15 protein-coding genes and 1 other annotated feature are annotated in these 16760 nt (G+C 31.9%); of the genes, 14 read left to right on the top strand and 1 reads right to left on the bottom strand.

The features are described 5' to 3' along the window. Positions 1 to 73: 73 nt before the first annotated feature. From hemA to KA830_RS10975, 7 genes are all read left to right on the top strand, one after another. A complete protein-coding gene (gene hemA / locus KA830_RS11005) occupies positions 74 to 1408 on the top strand; it encodes a glutamyl-tRNA reductase (RefSeq protein ID WP_204180451.1) in 1335 nt (444 codons plus the stop codon). 21 nt (positions 1409 to 1429) lie between these two features. Continuing rightward, entirely contained in the window at positions 1430 to 2269 is an 840-nt protein-coding gene (locus tag KA830_RS11000) for a cytochrome C assembly family protein (RefSeq protein ID WP_064208860.1), read from the top strand. A gap of 49 nt (positions 2270 to 2318) precedes the next feature. Next, on the top strand, positions 2319 to 3245 hold the full coding sequence (hemC, locus tag KA830_RS10995; protein ID WP_204180460.1) for a hydroxymethylbilane synthase: 927 nt from the start codon (positions 2319 to 2321) through the stop codon (positions 3243 to 3245). A gap of 18 nt (positions 3246 to 3263) precedes the next feature. Then, complete coding sequence (locus KA830_RS10990; protein ID WP_204180452.1) at positions 3264 to 3950, top strand: uroporphyrinogen-III synthase; 687 nt, start codon at positions 3264 to 3266, stop codon at positions 3948 to 3950. After that, positions 3940 to 4917 carry a porphobilinogen synthase gene (gene hemB, locus KA830_RS10985; RefSeq protein WP_046207655.1) on the top strand — a complete coding sequence of 326 codons (978 nt, stop codon included), beginning with the start codon at positions 3940 to 3942 and terminating at the stop codon, positions 4915 to 4917. The genes KA830_RS10990 and hemB overlap by 11 nt, the downstream gene beginning before the upstream one ends. Before the next feature lie 14 nt (positions 4918 to 4931). Next, the gene (hemL, locus tag KA830_RS10980) at positions 4932 to 6215 is read left to right on the top strand and encodes a glutamate-1-semialdehyde 2,1-aminomutase (RefSeq protein WP_046207654.1); all 1284 of its coding nucleotides are present in this window, start codon (positions 4932 to 4934) and stop codon (positions 6213 to 6215) included. Positions 6216 to 6439: 224 nt separating this feature from the next. Beyond that, on the top strand, positions 6440 to 7522 hold the full coding sequence (locus KA830_RS10975; protein ID WP_064208863.1) for an AbrB family transcriptional regulator: 1083 nt from the start codon (positions 6440 to 6442) through the stop codon (positions 7520 to 7522). A 354-nt stretch (positions 7523 to 7876) separates the two neighbouring features. On the opposite strand, the gene KA830_RS10970 is transcribed toward KA830_RS10975, so the two are convergent. Further along, on the bottom strand, positions 7877 to 8455 hold the full coding sequence (locus KA830_RS10970; RefSeq protein WP_046207652.1) for a DNA-3-methyladenine glycosylase I: 579 nt from the start codon (positions 8453 to 8455) through the stop codon (positions 7877 to 7879). A 58-nt stretch (positions 8456 to 8513) separates the two neighbouring features. Further along, positions 8514 to 8754, top strand: a binding site (T-box leader). Positions 8755 to 8794: 40 nt separating this feature from the next. Between KA830_RS10970 and KA830_RS10965 the strand changes: the two genes are divergently transcribed. From KA830_RS10965 to radC, 7 genes are all read left to right on the top strand, one after another. After that, entirely contained in the window at positions 8795 to 11425 is a 2631-nt protein-coding gene (locus tag KA830_RS10965; RefSeq protein ID WP_210134254.1) for a valine--tRNA ligase, read from the top strand. Positions 11426 to 11436: 11 nt separating this feature from the next. After that, positions 11437 to 12699 (top strand): bifunctional folylpolyglutamate synthase/dihydrofolate synthase, encoded by a 1263-nt coding sequence (locus tag KA830_RS10960; protein WP_064208865.1) that lies wholly within the window; start codon positions 11437 to 11439, stop codon positions 12697 to 12699. Between the two features lie 180 nt (positions 12700 to 12879). Then, positions 12880 to 13590 carry a prepilin peptidase gene (locus KA830_RS13910; RefSeq protein WP_046207649.1) on the top strand — a complete coding sequence of 237 codons (711 nt, stop codon included), beginning with the start codon at positions 12880 to 12882 and terminating at the stop codon, positions 13588 to 13590. A gap of 125 nt (positions 13591 to 13715) precedes the next feature. Next, on the top strand, positions 13716 to 14564 hold the full coding sequence (locus tag KA830_RS10950; RefSeq protein ID WP_046207648.1) for an aldo/keto reductase: 849 nt from the start codon (positions 13716 to 13718) through the stop codon (positions 14562 to 14564). A 233-nt stretch (positions 14565 to 14797) separates the two neighbouring features. Continuing rightward, a complete protein-coding gene (locus KA830_RS10945; RefSeq protein WP_204180454.1) occupies positions 14798 to 15619 on the top strand; it encodes a squalene/phytoene synthase family protein in 822 nt (273 codons plus the stop codon). 159 nt (positions 15620 to 15778) lie between these two features. Then, positions 15779 to 15988, top strand: coding sequence for a hypothetical protein (locus KA830_RS10940; RefSeq protein WP_075100080.1), 210 nt, complete (start codon positions 15779 to 15781; stop codon positions 15986 to 15988). A 217-nt stretch (positions 15989 to 16205) separates the two neighbouring features. Then, the coding region (gene radC / locus KA830_RS10935; protein ID WP_210134253.1) for a RadC family protein at positions 16206 to 16760 on the top strand (555 nt) is incomplete at its 3' end.

Genomic DNA, 16760 nt, shown 5'->3' with positions numbered 1-16760 from the left:
GTGCAATATGCTTAACTCAAATGATAATTGTGTTATAATTTAGTTATTGTAATATGTATGGAGGGCGTTATAAATGCATTTAATTGCGATAAGCATTAATCATCGTACAGCAGATGTAGCACTAAGAGAACAAGTTGCTTTTAAAGATGATGCCATACGTTCAGCCAATGTTGATTTATTCGAAACTAAATCTATTTTAGAAAATGTAATATTATCAACTTGTAATCGCACAGAAGTATATGCTGTTGTTGATCAAATTCATACAGGTCGCTATTATATTCAACGTTTTTTAGCGAGAAATTTTGGGTTTGATGTTGAAGAGATTAAAGAAATAACTGAAGTAACTGTGGGGGACGCAGCAGTAAGACATTTATTGCAAGTTACTTCAGGCTTAGATTCTGTAGTGTTAGGAGAAACTCAAATTCTTGGACAAATTAGAGATGCATTCTTTATTGCTCAAGAAGAAGATACAACTGGTACTATATTTAATCATCTGTTTAAACAAGCGATTACTTTTGCGAAAAAAGCGCATAATGAAACGGATATTGCAGATAATGCAGTTAGTGTTTCATATGCAGCAGTTGAACTTAGTAAAAAAGTATTTGGCAAAATTAATAATAAAAGTGCTTTGATTATTGGTGCAGGGGATATGAGTGAGCTATCACTCTTGAATTTGATAGGTTCAGACGTAACTGATGTAACCATTGTTAATAGGACTGTGAGTAAAGCACAGAAATTAGCAACTGTACACAATGTTAAATATGAATCTATAGAGGCACTACCACAACTTTTGGCACATGCGGATATTGTGATTAGTTCAACGAGTTCAGATGAATATATCATTACAAATAGCATGATGGCTACGATTCAATCACAACGGAAAAATGATTCTCTCGTGTTGATAGATATTGCGGTTCCAAGAGATATTGAACCAGGCATAGATACGATTCAAGATGTTTTTAATTATGATGTTGACGATTTGAAAGGTTTAGTAGACGCGAACCTAAAACAACGTCAAAATGCTGCTGATGAAATTTTACAAAGAATTCCAGCAGAAATTGATGCACATAATGAATGGGTTAATATGTTAGGTGTTGTTCCTGTTATTCGCGCGCTTAGAGAAAAAGCGATGGATATTCAAGAAGATACAATGAGTAGTATTGATCGAAAACTCCCTGGATTAACAGAAAGAGAACGTAAAGTGATATCAAAACACACTAAAAGTATCATAAATCAAATGTTAAAAGATCCTATTAAGCAAGCAAAAGAGTTGAGTAGTGACAAAAAAAGTAACGAAAAATTAGAGCTATTTCAAAACATTTTTGACATTGAAGCTGAACAAGCCTATAAACCAAAAGAGAAAAAACGCAATGTAACAACAACAAGTCAAATTTTTAGTTTTGAATAAGTAAATGCAAATGGTGATGATATGCAAGAATTTTCGTTCATTAGATTAAATGAACTTATATTATTAATTTATTTATTTAGCATTGCTTGTTATTTTTATGATTTTTTGAAAAAGCATCATAGAGTTAAAATGATTGGTTTTGTTTCATTGGGGATTGTTTGGATGTTACAAACAATCTCTTTATCTTTATATGTAAATGTAACGAAACAAATTCCATTAGGTAATATATTTGATGTGTTTTTTGCTGTAGCATGGCTTATTATTTCTATTTCCATAGTAATCAATGTGATAAAACAAATAAACTTATCTATATTTTTATTTAATATGATTGGTTTTTTATTTATTGCAATCAATACGTTCCAACCTATGCATTATCAAAGCACTGGTGAAAAACTCAATATTATCAATGAATTGCTTATTGTGCATATAAGTTTGGCGGTAATTAGTTACGCATTATTTGCCTTTGCGTTTGTAAATTGTATCTTATATTTAATACAATACAATAATTTGAAGCAAAAACGGTTTGACCAGAAATATTTTAGAATAGGTAGTGTAGCTACGCTTGAACAAGTGGTATTTTACAGTAGTTTAATTGGTTTCATATTCATCATATTAAGTATTGTATTAGGTGCACAATGGGGGTTTAATACATTAGGGGTAAATATCATTGTAGACCCTAAAGTTATTATGTCTTCAATCATAACATTACTATATGGAATTTATTTAATTTTTAGAGTTAAAAAAATGCTAACAAAGCACAAATTAATTTATTTTAATATCATATTGTTTTGTCTTAGTATGATTAATTTATTTTTCGCTTCACATATATCTGATTTTCATCAATGGACAGGTATTTATTGAAGTGTGATTTAGTTGAATGAATAGACTTGTTTCTAGGAGGTTGCGCATGATGCGTAAATTAGTAGTAGGTTCACGAAGAAGTAAGTTAGCTTTAACACAAAGTAGACAATTTATTGATAAATTAAAAATGGTAGATCCAAGTTTAGAAGTGGAAATAAAAGAAATCGTAACGAAAGGCGATCGAATTTTAGATAAACAATTATCTAAAGTGGGCGGAAAAGGTCTATTTGTTAAAGAAATTCAAAATGCTCTATTTAATGGAGAAATTGATATGGCAATTCATTCTTTAAAAGATGTTCCAAGCGTAATTCCAGATGGATTGACTTTAGGCTGCATACCTGACAGAGAAAATCCATACGATGCATATATTGCTAAAAATCATGTTCCGCTAGAATCATTGCCAAATCAAAGTATTGTTGGTACCAGTTCGCTAAGACGTGGTGCACAAATACTTGCAAAATATCCACATTTACAAATAAAATGGATTCGCGGTAACATTGACACACGATTGAGTAAATTAAATAATGAAGATTATGATGCCATATTATTAGCTGCAGCAGGGCTAAAACGTATGGGTTGGTCAGATGATATCGTAACATCATATTTAGATGAGCATACTTTGATCCCTGCAATCGGTCAAGGTGCATTGGGTATAGAATGTCGTTCTGATGACAAGGAGCTGCTAGAGCTTCTTGCTAAAGTCCACAATGAGGATGTTGCAGAATGTGTAACTGCCGAACGTACATTTTTAGAACGCATGAATGGAAGTTGCCAAGTGCCTATAGGGGGCTATGCTAGTAAAAATAGTGATGGTACAATAGAATTTACAGGACTAATTATGTCACCTGATGGTAAAGAACGTTACGAACATACCGAGCGCGGGAATGATCCTGTTGAATTAGGTGAAAAAGTAACAGAAGTCTTAAATACACAAGGTGCGTACGAAATAATAAAAGCACTAAACGAAGAACAATAATCGTTCGAGGTGAAAATAATGAGACCAGTTATAGTTATGACACAAACTTCTAAATTTAAACAAAATGATAAGCATATTTTACACAAGCCGTTTATAGATGTAGAACCTTTATCATTTGATATAAATTTATTAGATGTCGACTATGACTGGCTTATTTTTTCGTCTAAGAACGCAGTGAAGTATTTTCAACCATTTCTATCGCAAGTGAACGTAAAAAATTTTGCTGCAATAGGCGCTAAAACTGCAGAATATTGTAAATCATTGGGATTAGATGTATTATTTTATCCTTCAGATTATTCACAAGAAGGTTTTCTTAAATGTTTTCAAACTGCAAAAAACAGTAAAATATTGATTCCTTCAAGTGCTTATGCACGTCCTTTATTGCAGAGAAGTTTATATCAACAAGGGTATCAAGTTTGTAAAATTGATTTATACCGTCCAGTACCACATACTAAAAATATAGCAGATGTTAAACGTATGATGCGAAATAATGAGCTAGATGTCATTACTTTTGCGAGTTCATCTGCAGTAAAATATTTTTTTGAGCAAAGTGAAACACCGCGATTTAATCATTATTATGTCATAGGACAACAAACCTTAGACACGGTCAAACAATATGGTTATGATGCAACAACATCAAATATTCAAACGTTAGATTCATTAATAAATAAAGTTGAAGAAAGTTGGGAAAATGATGCAATTTGATAGACACAGAAGATTACGTAGTAGTAAATCTATGAGAGAAATGGTTCGTGAAACACATATACACAAAGAAGATTTAATTTATCCTATTTTTGTGGTAGAACGAGACAATGTTAAAGAAGAAATTAAGTCAATGCCAGGTGTGTATCAACTTAGCTTAAATCTGCTTGATGAAGAAATTAAAGAAGCATATGATTTAGGTATCAGAGGCATCATGTTCTTTGGTGTACCTAATGAAAAAGATGCCATCGGTACAGGCGCTTTTGATCATAATGGTATTGTTCAAGAAGCAACAAGAAAAGCCAAAGCAATGTACAGTGATTTACTCGTTGTTGCAGACACTTGTTTATGTGAGTATACTGACCATGGTCATTGCGGTGTTATTGATGAAAAAACAAATGATGTAGACAATGATAAATCTTTACCATTACTAGTGAAAACTGCTATTTCACAAGTAGAAGCGGGTGCTGATATCATTGCACCAAGTAATATGATGGATGGTTTTGTTGCAGAAATTAGAGCAGGTTTAGATGATGCTGGTTATTATAATATACCAATCATGAGTTACGGTATAAAATATGCTTCTAGCTTTTTCGGTCCATTCCGTGATGCTGCTGAGTCTGCACCTCAATTTGGCGATAGAAAAACGTATCAAATGGATCCAGCAAATAGAAGAGAAGCATTGAGAGAGCTAGACAGTGATTTACATGAAGGTGCAGATATGATGATAGTTAAACCGGCATTAAGCTTTTTAGACATTATTAGAGATGTGCGAAATACGACTAATGTACCAGTAATTGCATACAATGTAAGTGGTGAATATAGCATGACAAAAGCTGCTGCACTTAATGGTTGGATTGATGAAAAACAAGTTGTGATGGAACAGATGATTTCAATGAAACGTGCAGGCGCAGACATGATTATCACATATTTCTCTAAAGATATTTGTAGATATATTGATGAACAATAAGGAGGCAATTTTAAATGGGATATAATAATTCTATAGAAGCAATGAAGACAGCTGAAAATCTAATGCCAGGGGGCGTAAATAGTCCAGTTAGAGCATTTAAGTCTGTAGATACACCTGCGATTTTTATGGATCATGGAGAAGGTTCAAAAATATACGATATTGATGGCAATGAATATATTGATTATGTTCTAAGTTGGGGACCATTAATCTTAGGTCATAAAAATAAACAAGTTAATGAAAAATTACATGAAGCTGTTGATAATGGAACAAGTTTTGGTGCTTCTACATTAATTGAAAACAAGTTAGCAGAATTAGTTATTGATCGTGTACCTTCCATTGAAAAACTACGTATGGTATCTTCAGGAACAGAAGCAACATTAGATGCATTACGTTTAGCAAGAGGTTATACTGGTAGAAATAAAATAGTGAAATTCACTGGATGTTATCATGGTCATAGCGATTCGCTTTTAATCAAAGCTGGATCTGGCGTTGCAACTTTAGGATTACCAGATTCTCCTGGCGTACCCGAAGGTATTGCTAAAAATACAATATCAGTGCCATATAATGACTTGGCATCATTAAAAGTAGCTTTCGAAGAGTTTGGTGATGACATTGCTGGCGTTATCGTTGAACCAGTAGCAGGCAATATGGGTGTTGTACCACCAGTAGATGGATTCTTACAAGGTTTAAGAGATATCACAAATGAATATGGCTCATTATTAATATTTGATGAAGTTATGACTGGCTTTAGAGTAGGTTATCATTGTGCACAAGGTTACTTTGATGTGATGCCAGATTTAACTTGTCTCGGTAAGGTTATAGGTGGTGGATTACCTGCAGCAGCATTTGGCGGTAAAAAAGAAATCATGGACCATATAGCACCATCAGGTAATATATATCAAGCAGGAACATTATCAGGAAATCCGCTAGCTATGACAAGCGGTTATGAAACTTTGAAACAATTAACACCAGAGTCATATGATTATTTCAATAGACTGGGAGATATATTAGAAAGTGGATTAAAAGATATTTTTAAAAAACATAATGTACCTATAACTGTGAATCGTGCAGGTTCTATGATAGGGTATTTCCTGAATGAAGGACCGGTAACTAATTTTGAAGAAGCAAACCAAAGTGATTTAGAAATGTTTAGTCAAATGTATAGAGAAATGGCTAAAGAAGGCGTATTTTTACCACCTTCTCAATTCGAGGGGACTTTCCTTTCTACTGCCCATACAGAAGCGGACATAGAAAAAACATTAGCAGCATTTGATACTGCTTTAAGTCGTATTGTTTAATGTTAGTCATTTAAAAATTTAATGTTGGTATTTACTACTTAGCCAAATTAAACAGTATTTTAAAAGCTTCATTAACAAATATTTAATTGTACTTACTTTTTAGAGTTCTTTTTACCTTAATGGGGCGAGGATTCGAAATCAAATTAAGCATTTTGATTTCTAACTCGCTCCATTGTTTTAGTTAGAGATGTATATATAACGATACTAAGGAAAGTTGTGAGCATATGAATAAGCATTTTAAAAATAATATAATTGTATTAATATTAGCGCTTATTTTTAGTTTGGCACTAAATGCTGCCCATGTTTTGCTACCATTTATGTTTGGTCCAATTATTGCTAGTATCGTTTGTATACGCTATTTACATTTAGATATAAAGTGGCCGTTTTGGTTGAGCCAAATCGGGTTAGTGCTTTTAGGTGTTCAAATTGGCTCTACGTTTACTAAAAATGTCATATTTGACATTAAAGATGATTGGCTCACGATTGTTTTAATAACAATTATGTTACTTATTTTAGCATTAATCATTGCTTATTTTTTCAAAAAAATTGCCAATGTTAATACTGAAACGGCAATTTTAAGTGTGATTCCTGGCGCTTTAAGTCAAATGTTAATAATGGCAGAAGAAAATAAAAAAGCGAATATCATGGTTGTTAGTTTAACTCAAACATCAAGAATCATTTTCGTAGTTATATTAGTGCCATTTATTTCGTATTTTTTTCAAAGCCCAGGAAATCATTCAACGTCTGGACAATCTACAGAAGTTTTGACACGGGCTTTAACAATTCCCAATATGGCTTTACTCATTATCGCAATAGTCGCTATTTATTTTGTTATGTCAAAAATAAATTTTCCAACCAAGCAATTACTTGCGCCTATCCTCGTACTGATATGTTGGAACTTAGTTACAGGCGTGACTTTCACATTAGATAATTACATCATTGCTGCAGCACAAATCATATATATGATTCGAATAGGGATACAAATAGCAAAATTACTTGACCAAATGAAAGGAAGAATTGCAATAGCAATAGCATTTCAGAATATTTTATTGATATTATTAGCATTTGTCATGGTCTTGTTTATAGCAACGGTATCTCATCATCAAGTAAATGAACTATTCCTTGGTGCTGCGCCTGGGGGTATGAGTCAAATCGTATTAGTTGCTATTGAAACTGGCGCAGATGTTGCGATGATATCTAGTTATCATATCTTTAGAATTTTCTTTATATTATTTTTAATTGCACCGATGTTAAATTATTTTCTTAAATTTAGAGAAAGTCAACGTGAAAGCAATAAAAATGATTAGCGAAATATAACTTTGTAAATCTTTTGTTTTTTTACAATAATTTAATATTTAATATATTGAACAACACATTTCTGTTTGATATTATAGAAGAGAAGTACCTCCAGTACTTCATCCTTTTGACCACTCTTCGGAGTGGTTTTTATAAATTTAAATTTTCATGATTTTATGCATATCATTTATATATTTATGACATCGATTCACTTTTGAAAGATTCCTAGTTGTTTAATCTAAAAACATGAACAAAAGCTCATGCCAGACTGACGACAAAGTCTCTAATATGCTCCTCCATGTAGACATTTAAAAATAAAAACTATGAGGGAGCATGTCACTTTTTATACCAAAACTAGTTTGATGTTAATGAAAACCCTCACCGTTGTATATATTAGGATTATAAGGACATGATTGTAAGTGAGCGTTATATAGTCCTGCTGCCTCTAAAAATGAGAAGACAGTTACCGGACCTAAAAAACTAAATCCATATTGTTTTAATTTTTTAGAAAGTTCAGTTGCACGTTGATCGACTGTAATCCGTTCACTTGATTGAATATAACCTAAATCGAGTGGTTTATGATCGACATAAGACCATAAAAATTTACTGAAACTGCCGTAATCTTGCTCAATTTTGAAATAACCTTTAGCTTGATTGACAATAGCCTCTAATTTTTTTCTATTATGAACAATATTAGGAAATGCCATTAACTTATCAATATCTTCTGAAGTCATTTTTACAATTTTAGCTGGATTGAAATTATAAAATGCTTGTTCATACGCTTCTTTTTTCTTTAAAATGGTTAACCAAGATAGACCAGCATGTTGGGATTCTAACGCCATTAATTTAAACAATTTCAAACTATCATAAATAGGATGTCCCCAACTTTCATTGTGATAATTAATATATACAGGATCTGTAGTGCCGAACGCACATTCATTCATAAATTTCACTCCATTTTATTGACTTATTTTCATATCCATTATACTATAATCAAGTAAAGAAATATTGTCTAATGGGAAGAGTAAATAAGCTGAAATTTAACAGAGAGTACATGGTCGCTGAAAATGTACAGTTTAACTTATTGAAGGTAGCCCTCATTGAACTTTAGCTGAAATTTGTCAAAACAAAGATAATAAAGTAGGTTAAGGCGTGTTTGAGCGTTAATCATAATTTTAAGTGCTTGAAATTATTATGTTAATTTCTTGAATTTAGGTGGTACCACGGTAAACCCGTCCTATTTTATAGGATGGGTTTTTATTTATTTAAGGAGGATTTTAAACATGGAAATGAACCCCAAATATAATCCAAACGAAGTTGAAGCTGGGCGTTATGATCAATGGGTCAGTAATGGCTATTTTAAAGCAGCAGAAGATCATTCAAAAGAAACATATACAATTGTTATTCCACCCCCAAACGTAACAGGTAAATTACATTTAGGTCATGCCTGGGATACAACATTACAAGACATTATAACAAGAATGAAACGTATGCAAGGGTATGACACACTATATTTACCAGGTATGGATCATGCTGGCATCGCGACACAAGCTAAAGTAGAAGCGAAACTCAAAGAAGAAGGTTTATCTCGCCATGACTTAGGTAGAGAAAAATTCCTCGAAAAAGCCTGGGACTGGAAAGAAGAGTATGCTGATTTTATCAGACAACAATGGGCAAAATTAGGTTTAGGTTTAGATTATAGTAGAGAACGCTTTACGTTAGATGAAGGACTTAGTAAAGCGGTAAAAAAAGTATTCGTCGATATGTATAATAAAGGACTCATCTATCGAGGTGAATACATTATCAACTGGGACCCAGTTGCACGTACTGCTTTATCTGATATAGAAGTCATTCATGAAGATGTTCAAGGCAAGTTCTATCATTTCAAATATCCTTACGCAAATGGCAATGGGTATATAGAAATAGCAACTACGCGCCCTGAGACAATGTTAGGTGACACTGCAATCGTGGTGAATCCGAATGATGACCGTTATAAAGATGTGATAGGTAAAACTGTAATCTTGCCTATAATTGGAAGAGAATTACCAATTCTAGCAGATGAATATGTGGATATCGATTTTGGTAGTGGTGCGATGAAAGTTACGCCATCACATGATCCAAATGACTTTGAAATTGGTAACCGTCATGATCTAGAGCGCATTACTGTTATGGATGAGTCTGGTCATATGAATGCACATGCTGGTAAATATCAAGGTATGGATAGATTTGAATGTCGTGAAGCATTAGTAAAAGATTTACAAGAACAGGATTTAGTGATTAAAATTGAAGAACATGAACACTCTGTTGGACATTCTGAACGTTCTGGTGCGGTCGTTGAACCTTATCTATCCACACAATGGTTTGTTAAAATGAAACCATTAGCAGAACAAGCGTTAAATAACCAAAAAACGGATAATAGAATTGATTTTGTACCTCAAAGATTTGAAAAAACATTTAATCGTTGGATGGAAGAAATTAGAGATTGGACGATTTCACGACAATTATGGTGGGGGCATCAAATACCTGCATGGTATCATAATGAAACAGGAGAAATTTACGTCGGTGAAACACCTCCACAAAATTCAGAAGAATGGACGCAAGATGAGGATGTATTAGACACTTGGTTCTCAAGTGCGCTTTGGCCATTTTCAACATTAGGTTGGCCTGATACTGAAAACGAAGATTTTCAACGTTATTATCCAACTAATGTACTTGTAACCGGTTATGATATTATTTTCTTTTGGGTTGCCAGAATGATATTCCAAGGACTTGAGTTTACAGGACAACGACCATTTAATGATGTGTTATTACATGGATTAGTACGTGCTGAAGATGGCCGTAAAATGAGTAAATCTTTAGGCAATGGTGTTGATCCTATGGACGTAATCGATGAGTACGGCGCAGATAGTTTAAGATATTTCTTAGCAACTGGGTCATCTCCTGGTCATGATTTACGTTATTCTACGGAAAAAGTTGAATCAATTTGGAATTTTATTAATAAAATTTGGAATGCTGCTAGATTTAGTCTGATGAATATTGGTGACAATTTCAAAGTTGAAGATGTTGACTTAACTCGTAATTTATCATTAGCAGATAAATGGATTTTAACACGCTTAAATGAAACAATAGATACAGTCACTGATTTAAGTGAACGTTATGAATTTGGAGAAGTTGGCAGAGCTTTATATAACTTTATTTGGGATGAATTCTGCGATTGGTATATAGAAATGAGTAAAATACCTATGAACGGAGAAGATGAAGATCAAAAACAAGTTACACGTTCTGTATTAACATATGTATTAGATAATACGATGAGAATGTTGCACCCATTTATGCCATTTGTAACAGAACAAATCTGGCAAAATTTACCACACGAAGGTGAAACGATTGTCAATGCAGCTTGGCCAAAATCCAATAATGAGTTAGTATTTGATGAAAGTAAAGAAACGATGCAACAACTTGTTGAAATAATTAAATCCGTAAGACAATCACGCTTAGAAGTAGATACGCCATTATCTAAAGCAATTCCAATTTTTATTCAAGCAAAAAATGAAAATATAAAAGAGACTTTATTAAATAATTCAAATTATATTGATAGATTTTGTCATCCAAGTGAGTTGATTATTAAAACTACAATAGATATCCCTGAAAAAGCAATGACATCTATTACTTCTGCTGGTGAAGTCGTATTACCATTAGAAGGCTTGATTGACATGGATAAAGAAATTACGCGCTTAGAAAATGAACTCAAAAAATGGGAAAAAGAGTTAGACCGTGTTAATAAGAAACTATCAAATGAAAACTTTGTTAATAAAGCACCTGAAAAAATTATTAATGAAGAACGTGAGAAAAAGCAAACATATCAAGAAAAATATGATGGTGTACAAGAACGCATTAATCAATTAAAAGCATAGGAGTCCTTAACATGAATTACCTAGACAGCTTATATTGGATACATGAACGAACTAAATTTGGCATTAAACCAGGTGTTAAACGCATGGAGTGGATGCTAGATAAATTAAACAATCCACAATTTAATATCAATGGTATTCATGTCGGTGGTACAAATGGTAAAGGATCAACAGTTGCCTATTTAAGGTCAGCGCTTGTTGACAATGGATATGAAATTGGGACCTTTACATCTCCTTTTATAGAAACGTTTAATGAACGTATAAGTTTAAATGGTGTACCAATTAGCGATGATGCCATTGTAGAATTAGTTCAAAAGGTAAAACCAGTAAGTGAAGCATTAGAAGCAGAAACAGAACTTGGAACAGCAACAGAATTTGAAATTATTACAACGATGATGTTTCTATATTTTGGAGAAATTCATCCGGTTGACTTTGTAATAGTAGAAGCAGGCTTGGGTATAAAAAATGATTCTACCAATGTATTTAAACCAATACTTAGCATTTTAACGAGTATTGGTTTAGATCATGTTGATATTTTAGGCGACACATATGTAGATATTGCCAAAGATAAAGGTGCAATTGTTAAACCTGAAACACCTGTTATATATGCTGTGAAGAATGAAGATGCACTTAAAGTCATTCGTGATTTTGTAGAACAACAAAATGCAGAAGGTATCGAGTTAGATAGAGATATCAGTGTGATTTCACAAGGTGAGGAATTTACATATCGCTATAAGAATTATGAACTAGAAACGCTTATTTTGGATATGTTTGGTGAACATCAAAAAGAGAATGCAGCATTGGCAATTACAGCATTAATCGAATTAAATGAATCAGGATTAGTGGAATTAGATTTTAACAAGATGATCAATGGGATTGAAGCAGTGCATTGGACAGGAAGAATTGAAAAGGTTAAAGATGATCCATTGATGATTATAGATGGTGCGCATAATTTAGAAAGTATAGAAGCACTCATAAAGACATTAAAAGATTATTATAAAATAGACAATGTGGACGTTTTGTATGCAGCTATTAATGGCAAACCTATCCACGCAATGGTTGATCAATTAAAAACAATTGCTTCTACAATGTATATTACCGATTTTGATTTTCCAAAAGCATGTACAAAAGAAGAAATTTATGATGAAATACGATTCGAGCAAAAAGAAACTGTAGATGATTTTGTTCAATTTATTGAAAACTATGAAGGACAAGGGTTAGTCATTACAGGTAGTTTGTATTTCATTAGTGAAGTTAAAGCGAAAGTGAATTTCTAAATATTTTTATTTGAATATCATAAAGCTAGTTACTATTTTACAACTTAACCAAAGGTATTTATTGTTTTTGTTAAATAGTTAACTAGCTTTTTCTACAAATATTTACTATTCTTAAAAAAATGATATTTTTGTTAAAAAGCTAGGCTCTTGCAGGTATAATAAGCAAGAGGAGGCGATTCATTGCTGTTATTGTTTGTTGTATGTCCTGTATTATTTAGTTTTCTTTACCAGTTATGTTTTGTAGAAACTTTTAAATTAAAGTATTTGGTAAGTAGATCTAAATGTGATTTCTGTAATAAGCAATTGAGGTACAGAGATATCATACCAATATTCAGTTATATTAGACTTTTTGGAAAGGCGTCGTGCTGTAATCAAACGCTTAGTAGATGTTATATCTTAGGTGAAATATTGTCAGTAGTACCAGCACTTTATACACTATTTCATCCAAGTGTACAAGCGTTAAGTACTTTCATATGTTTATATTTATTTCTGCTTGTTTTTGCTCTCTTTGATATACAAACACTTTCTATCCCATTACATATATTTTTAATATTTGCTTTTGTTAGTGCAATAATTTTTGAGGGTCATCTTAATTATTTTGTCATTGTTACATTCTTTCTACACATATTTTATTTCTTGTTCAAACATGCTATTGGATATGGCGATATATTAATTTGTTCACTTTTATCTTACTTAATACCTTATTCCATCTTTATTAACATACTCTTTCTTACTTTCTTACTAGGCAGTGTAATTTCAACGATATTAGTGCTTCAAACAAAAAAACGAAAAATTAAAATACCACTTATCCCATTTATATATCTTGCTTTTTGTATAGAGACAGTTTTATTACATTTAAGAATTTTCGAAGTAGGATTTAGATATTTATGATTAATTCAGGCAACTATAGCGATTAAAAATGCTTAAAAGAGGGTAAAATATAAAAGTAATGATTTAAAATCAATTTAAGGTTGATTTGTAACAAAACTCACCTAATATTGAAAGGAAGTTATAAATTGAGTTTAAATAAAAAGTTTCTATTAAATGATGGTACCACATTACCTCATATAGCATTAGGTACAGTTAATATTCAAGGTGGTAAAGGTGTTAAAGAATTAGAAAATGCATTAAATCTAGGTTATAGCGTCATTGATACTTCTACTAACTACAATAATGAAGGGATGGTAGGTGAAGCTATTCGTCGTTCTAGTATTCCAAGAGAAGAAATTTATGTCAGTGCCAAATTACCAGGTTCGGCTCATGAATATGATAAGGCAATTAACTTGATACAAGAATCTCTTTATAGAACAGGTTTAGATTATTTTGATAAATATCTAGTTCATTGGCCTAATCCTAAACAAGGTAAATATGTAGAAGCTTGGCAAGCATTAGTTGATGCTCAAAAATATGGATTAATAAAATCAATAGGTGTATCTAATTTTATGCCTGATCATTTAGATGACATCATTGAGGCAACAGGAGTTACTCCGGTAACTAACCAAATAGAAATTCACCCATACTTTAATAATAGTGAATTAATTGAAGAAAATGATAAGCGTGGTATTTTATCAGAAGCGTGGAGTCCATTGGGTCGTGAGATTAATGATGTGCTAATGAATGATACAATTAAAGAAATTGCTGAAAAATATCATCGTTCTACAGCACAAGTCATTATTAATTGGGTAAACCAAAAACATGTTTTTCCTGTAGTTAAAGCATCACAATATAACCATCAACGTGATAACTTTAACTATCTAGACTTTGAACTATCAGATCAAGATATTGCTAAAATTGATGCATTAGACAAAGGTGAAAATGGTCGTGTTGAAGGACAAAATCCTTATGAATACGAAGAGTTTGTATAATAGAATTTAAAGTTACATTTAAGTACTAAAATCTTTAGAAGCTTAGTATTTTAAAAATCTGTGTTTGTTAACTCCTAGAAGCGGGAAATAGAATTGATTAATTTTAGTCGATTTTATTCTCGCTTTTTAATATATTTAAATAACATAAGTATAAATCTGCTAACAGTATAGCATATGCTATTTTAATATTTAAAAATATGATAATATCAAGAAAAGGGAGGGGAACTCATAAAATGGCAGAAAAGAAATTCCCAAAAGATGCAATGCGCGTTTTAAAAGAGACAAGCCGTACGTTTTATATTCCAATTACTTTTTTAGAAAAAGAACTAAAACATTCTGTAGCTTGTGCATATTTAGTTATGCGTGCAATTGATGAAATTGAAGATCATGAAGAAATTAGTAATGATTTAAAGTATCATATGTTAATGCAAATTAGCGATTTACTTAAAACACCTTTTGATTCAGAAAAATATTTAGAAATCATAAATCCAGTCAAAGATAAATTACCAGAGGTTACAGTAAGATTGGAAGATTGGTTGGATGCTTGCCCTGAACACACACGGTCAATCGTTAGAGAATCTTCTAGTGAAATGGCGTATGGTATGGCAAAATGGGCAAAAGCTAATTGGAGAATTAAATCTCGCGATGATTTAGATGATTATACATATTATGTGGCTGGGCTTGTAGGTGTAATGCTATCTAAACTCTGGGATGTTTGTGCAAATGTTAAAACAGATAGAGATTTAGCAATAGGCTACGGAAGAGGACTGCAGGCTGTCAACATCCTTCGTAACGAGGAAGAAGATCTTGAAGAACGTGACGTAAGCTTTGTTCCAGATGGTTGGACTCGCGCAGATTTATTTGCATATGCTGAAGAAAATTTAGCAAAAGCCGATGAATACATGAAGGCTATCAATAAAAGAACGATATTGTTGTTCTGTCGTTTACCATTAGCGTTCGCACATAAAACATTAAAAGCAATGAAAAATGGACGTGAAAAAATGACACGTGAAGAAGTTGAAAAAACAGTAGAAGAAGTTAAAAAAGAAGAGTAGTTTGATTAAAAGCATAGTTATTTTAATATGTAAGATTTACATGTTGAAACTTACTATGCTTTTTAATTATATATAAAATGTATGATTTTATTTGTCGAATTTTAACGCACTATTATGAGATATCTTTGAACAGACATTAATTTAAGGATGGATTCAGTTATGAATAGAACGACACTATTAAGTTTATTAAATTTTGTATTTTTAATAATATTTGCTTTAGCATTTTTAACTAATATATTTGGGAAACTCACAATATATTTCATCATCATACTTCCTTTAATCATACTTGGATTAGGCATTTTCATTTTAATAGATAGTTTTAGAAAATATCAGCATGATAGTAATCATTTTGATAATCATAAATTTTAATGATGCAACTGTTTCATATTGAATTAAAAATTTTTAGCTAGAAATTAACAATTATTAGATTAATGAGAAAAAAGTCTACATGAGATATTATTCGTAGTAGAATAAATACATCTCACTTTTGAAATCTTCTAAAGAATCTTATTCCAATGACATTACAAATGATTAAGTTTACCAATATTGTAATACATCTAGATTATTTCATAGGAGTTGTTATTTATTGAAAATAAATGAACTTGCAGATCATCAAAAACCAAGAGAACGTATGTTGAGTCAGGGTGCTAGGTATTTATCACATGCTGAATTATTAGCTATTCTAATTAATACAGGTAGAAAAGGTAGTTCAAGTTTAGACATAGCTAATGAATTACTAAAATCAGTAGATAATTTAAAAGAGTTAAAAGCATTATCCATTAACGATTTAAACAAAGTAAAAGGTGTGGGACTGTATAAAGCACTTATATTGAAAGCAGCATTTGAATTAGGAGAGCGCATACATTCTGGAAGCGTCGATGATAAAATTCAAATCACTAGCCCTAGAGATGTGGCGGACTTTATGATGGGTCAGATGGAACACTTAAAACAAGAAAAATTTATTGTACTTTTCTTAAATTCCAAAAATATCGTTATAAAAAAGAAAACAATATTTATAGGTACGTTAAATGCTTCAATCGTACATCCAAGAGAAATATTTAGTGAAGCGATTAAATGTGCCAGTAATGCGATTATCGTTTTACATAACCATCCATCTGGTGATGTATTAAACATAGTATCC

The sequence above is a fragment of the Staphylococcus sp. GDY8P119P genome, assembly GCF_017892075.1.
Taxonomy (GTDB): Bacteria; Bacillota; Bacilli; order Staphylococcales; family Staphylococcaceae; genus Staphylococcus; species Staphylococcus ureilyticus.
This window is presented reverse-complemented; position numbering and strand designations above follow the sequence as displayed.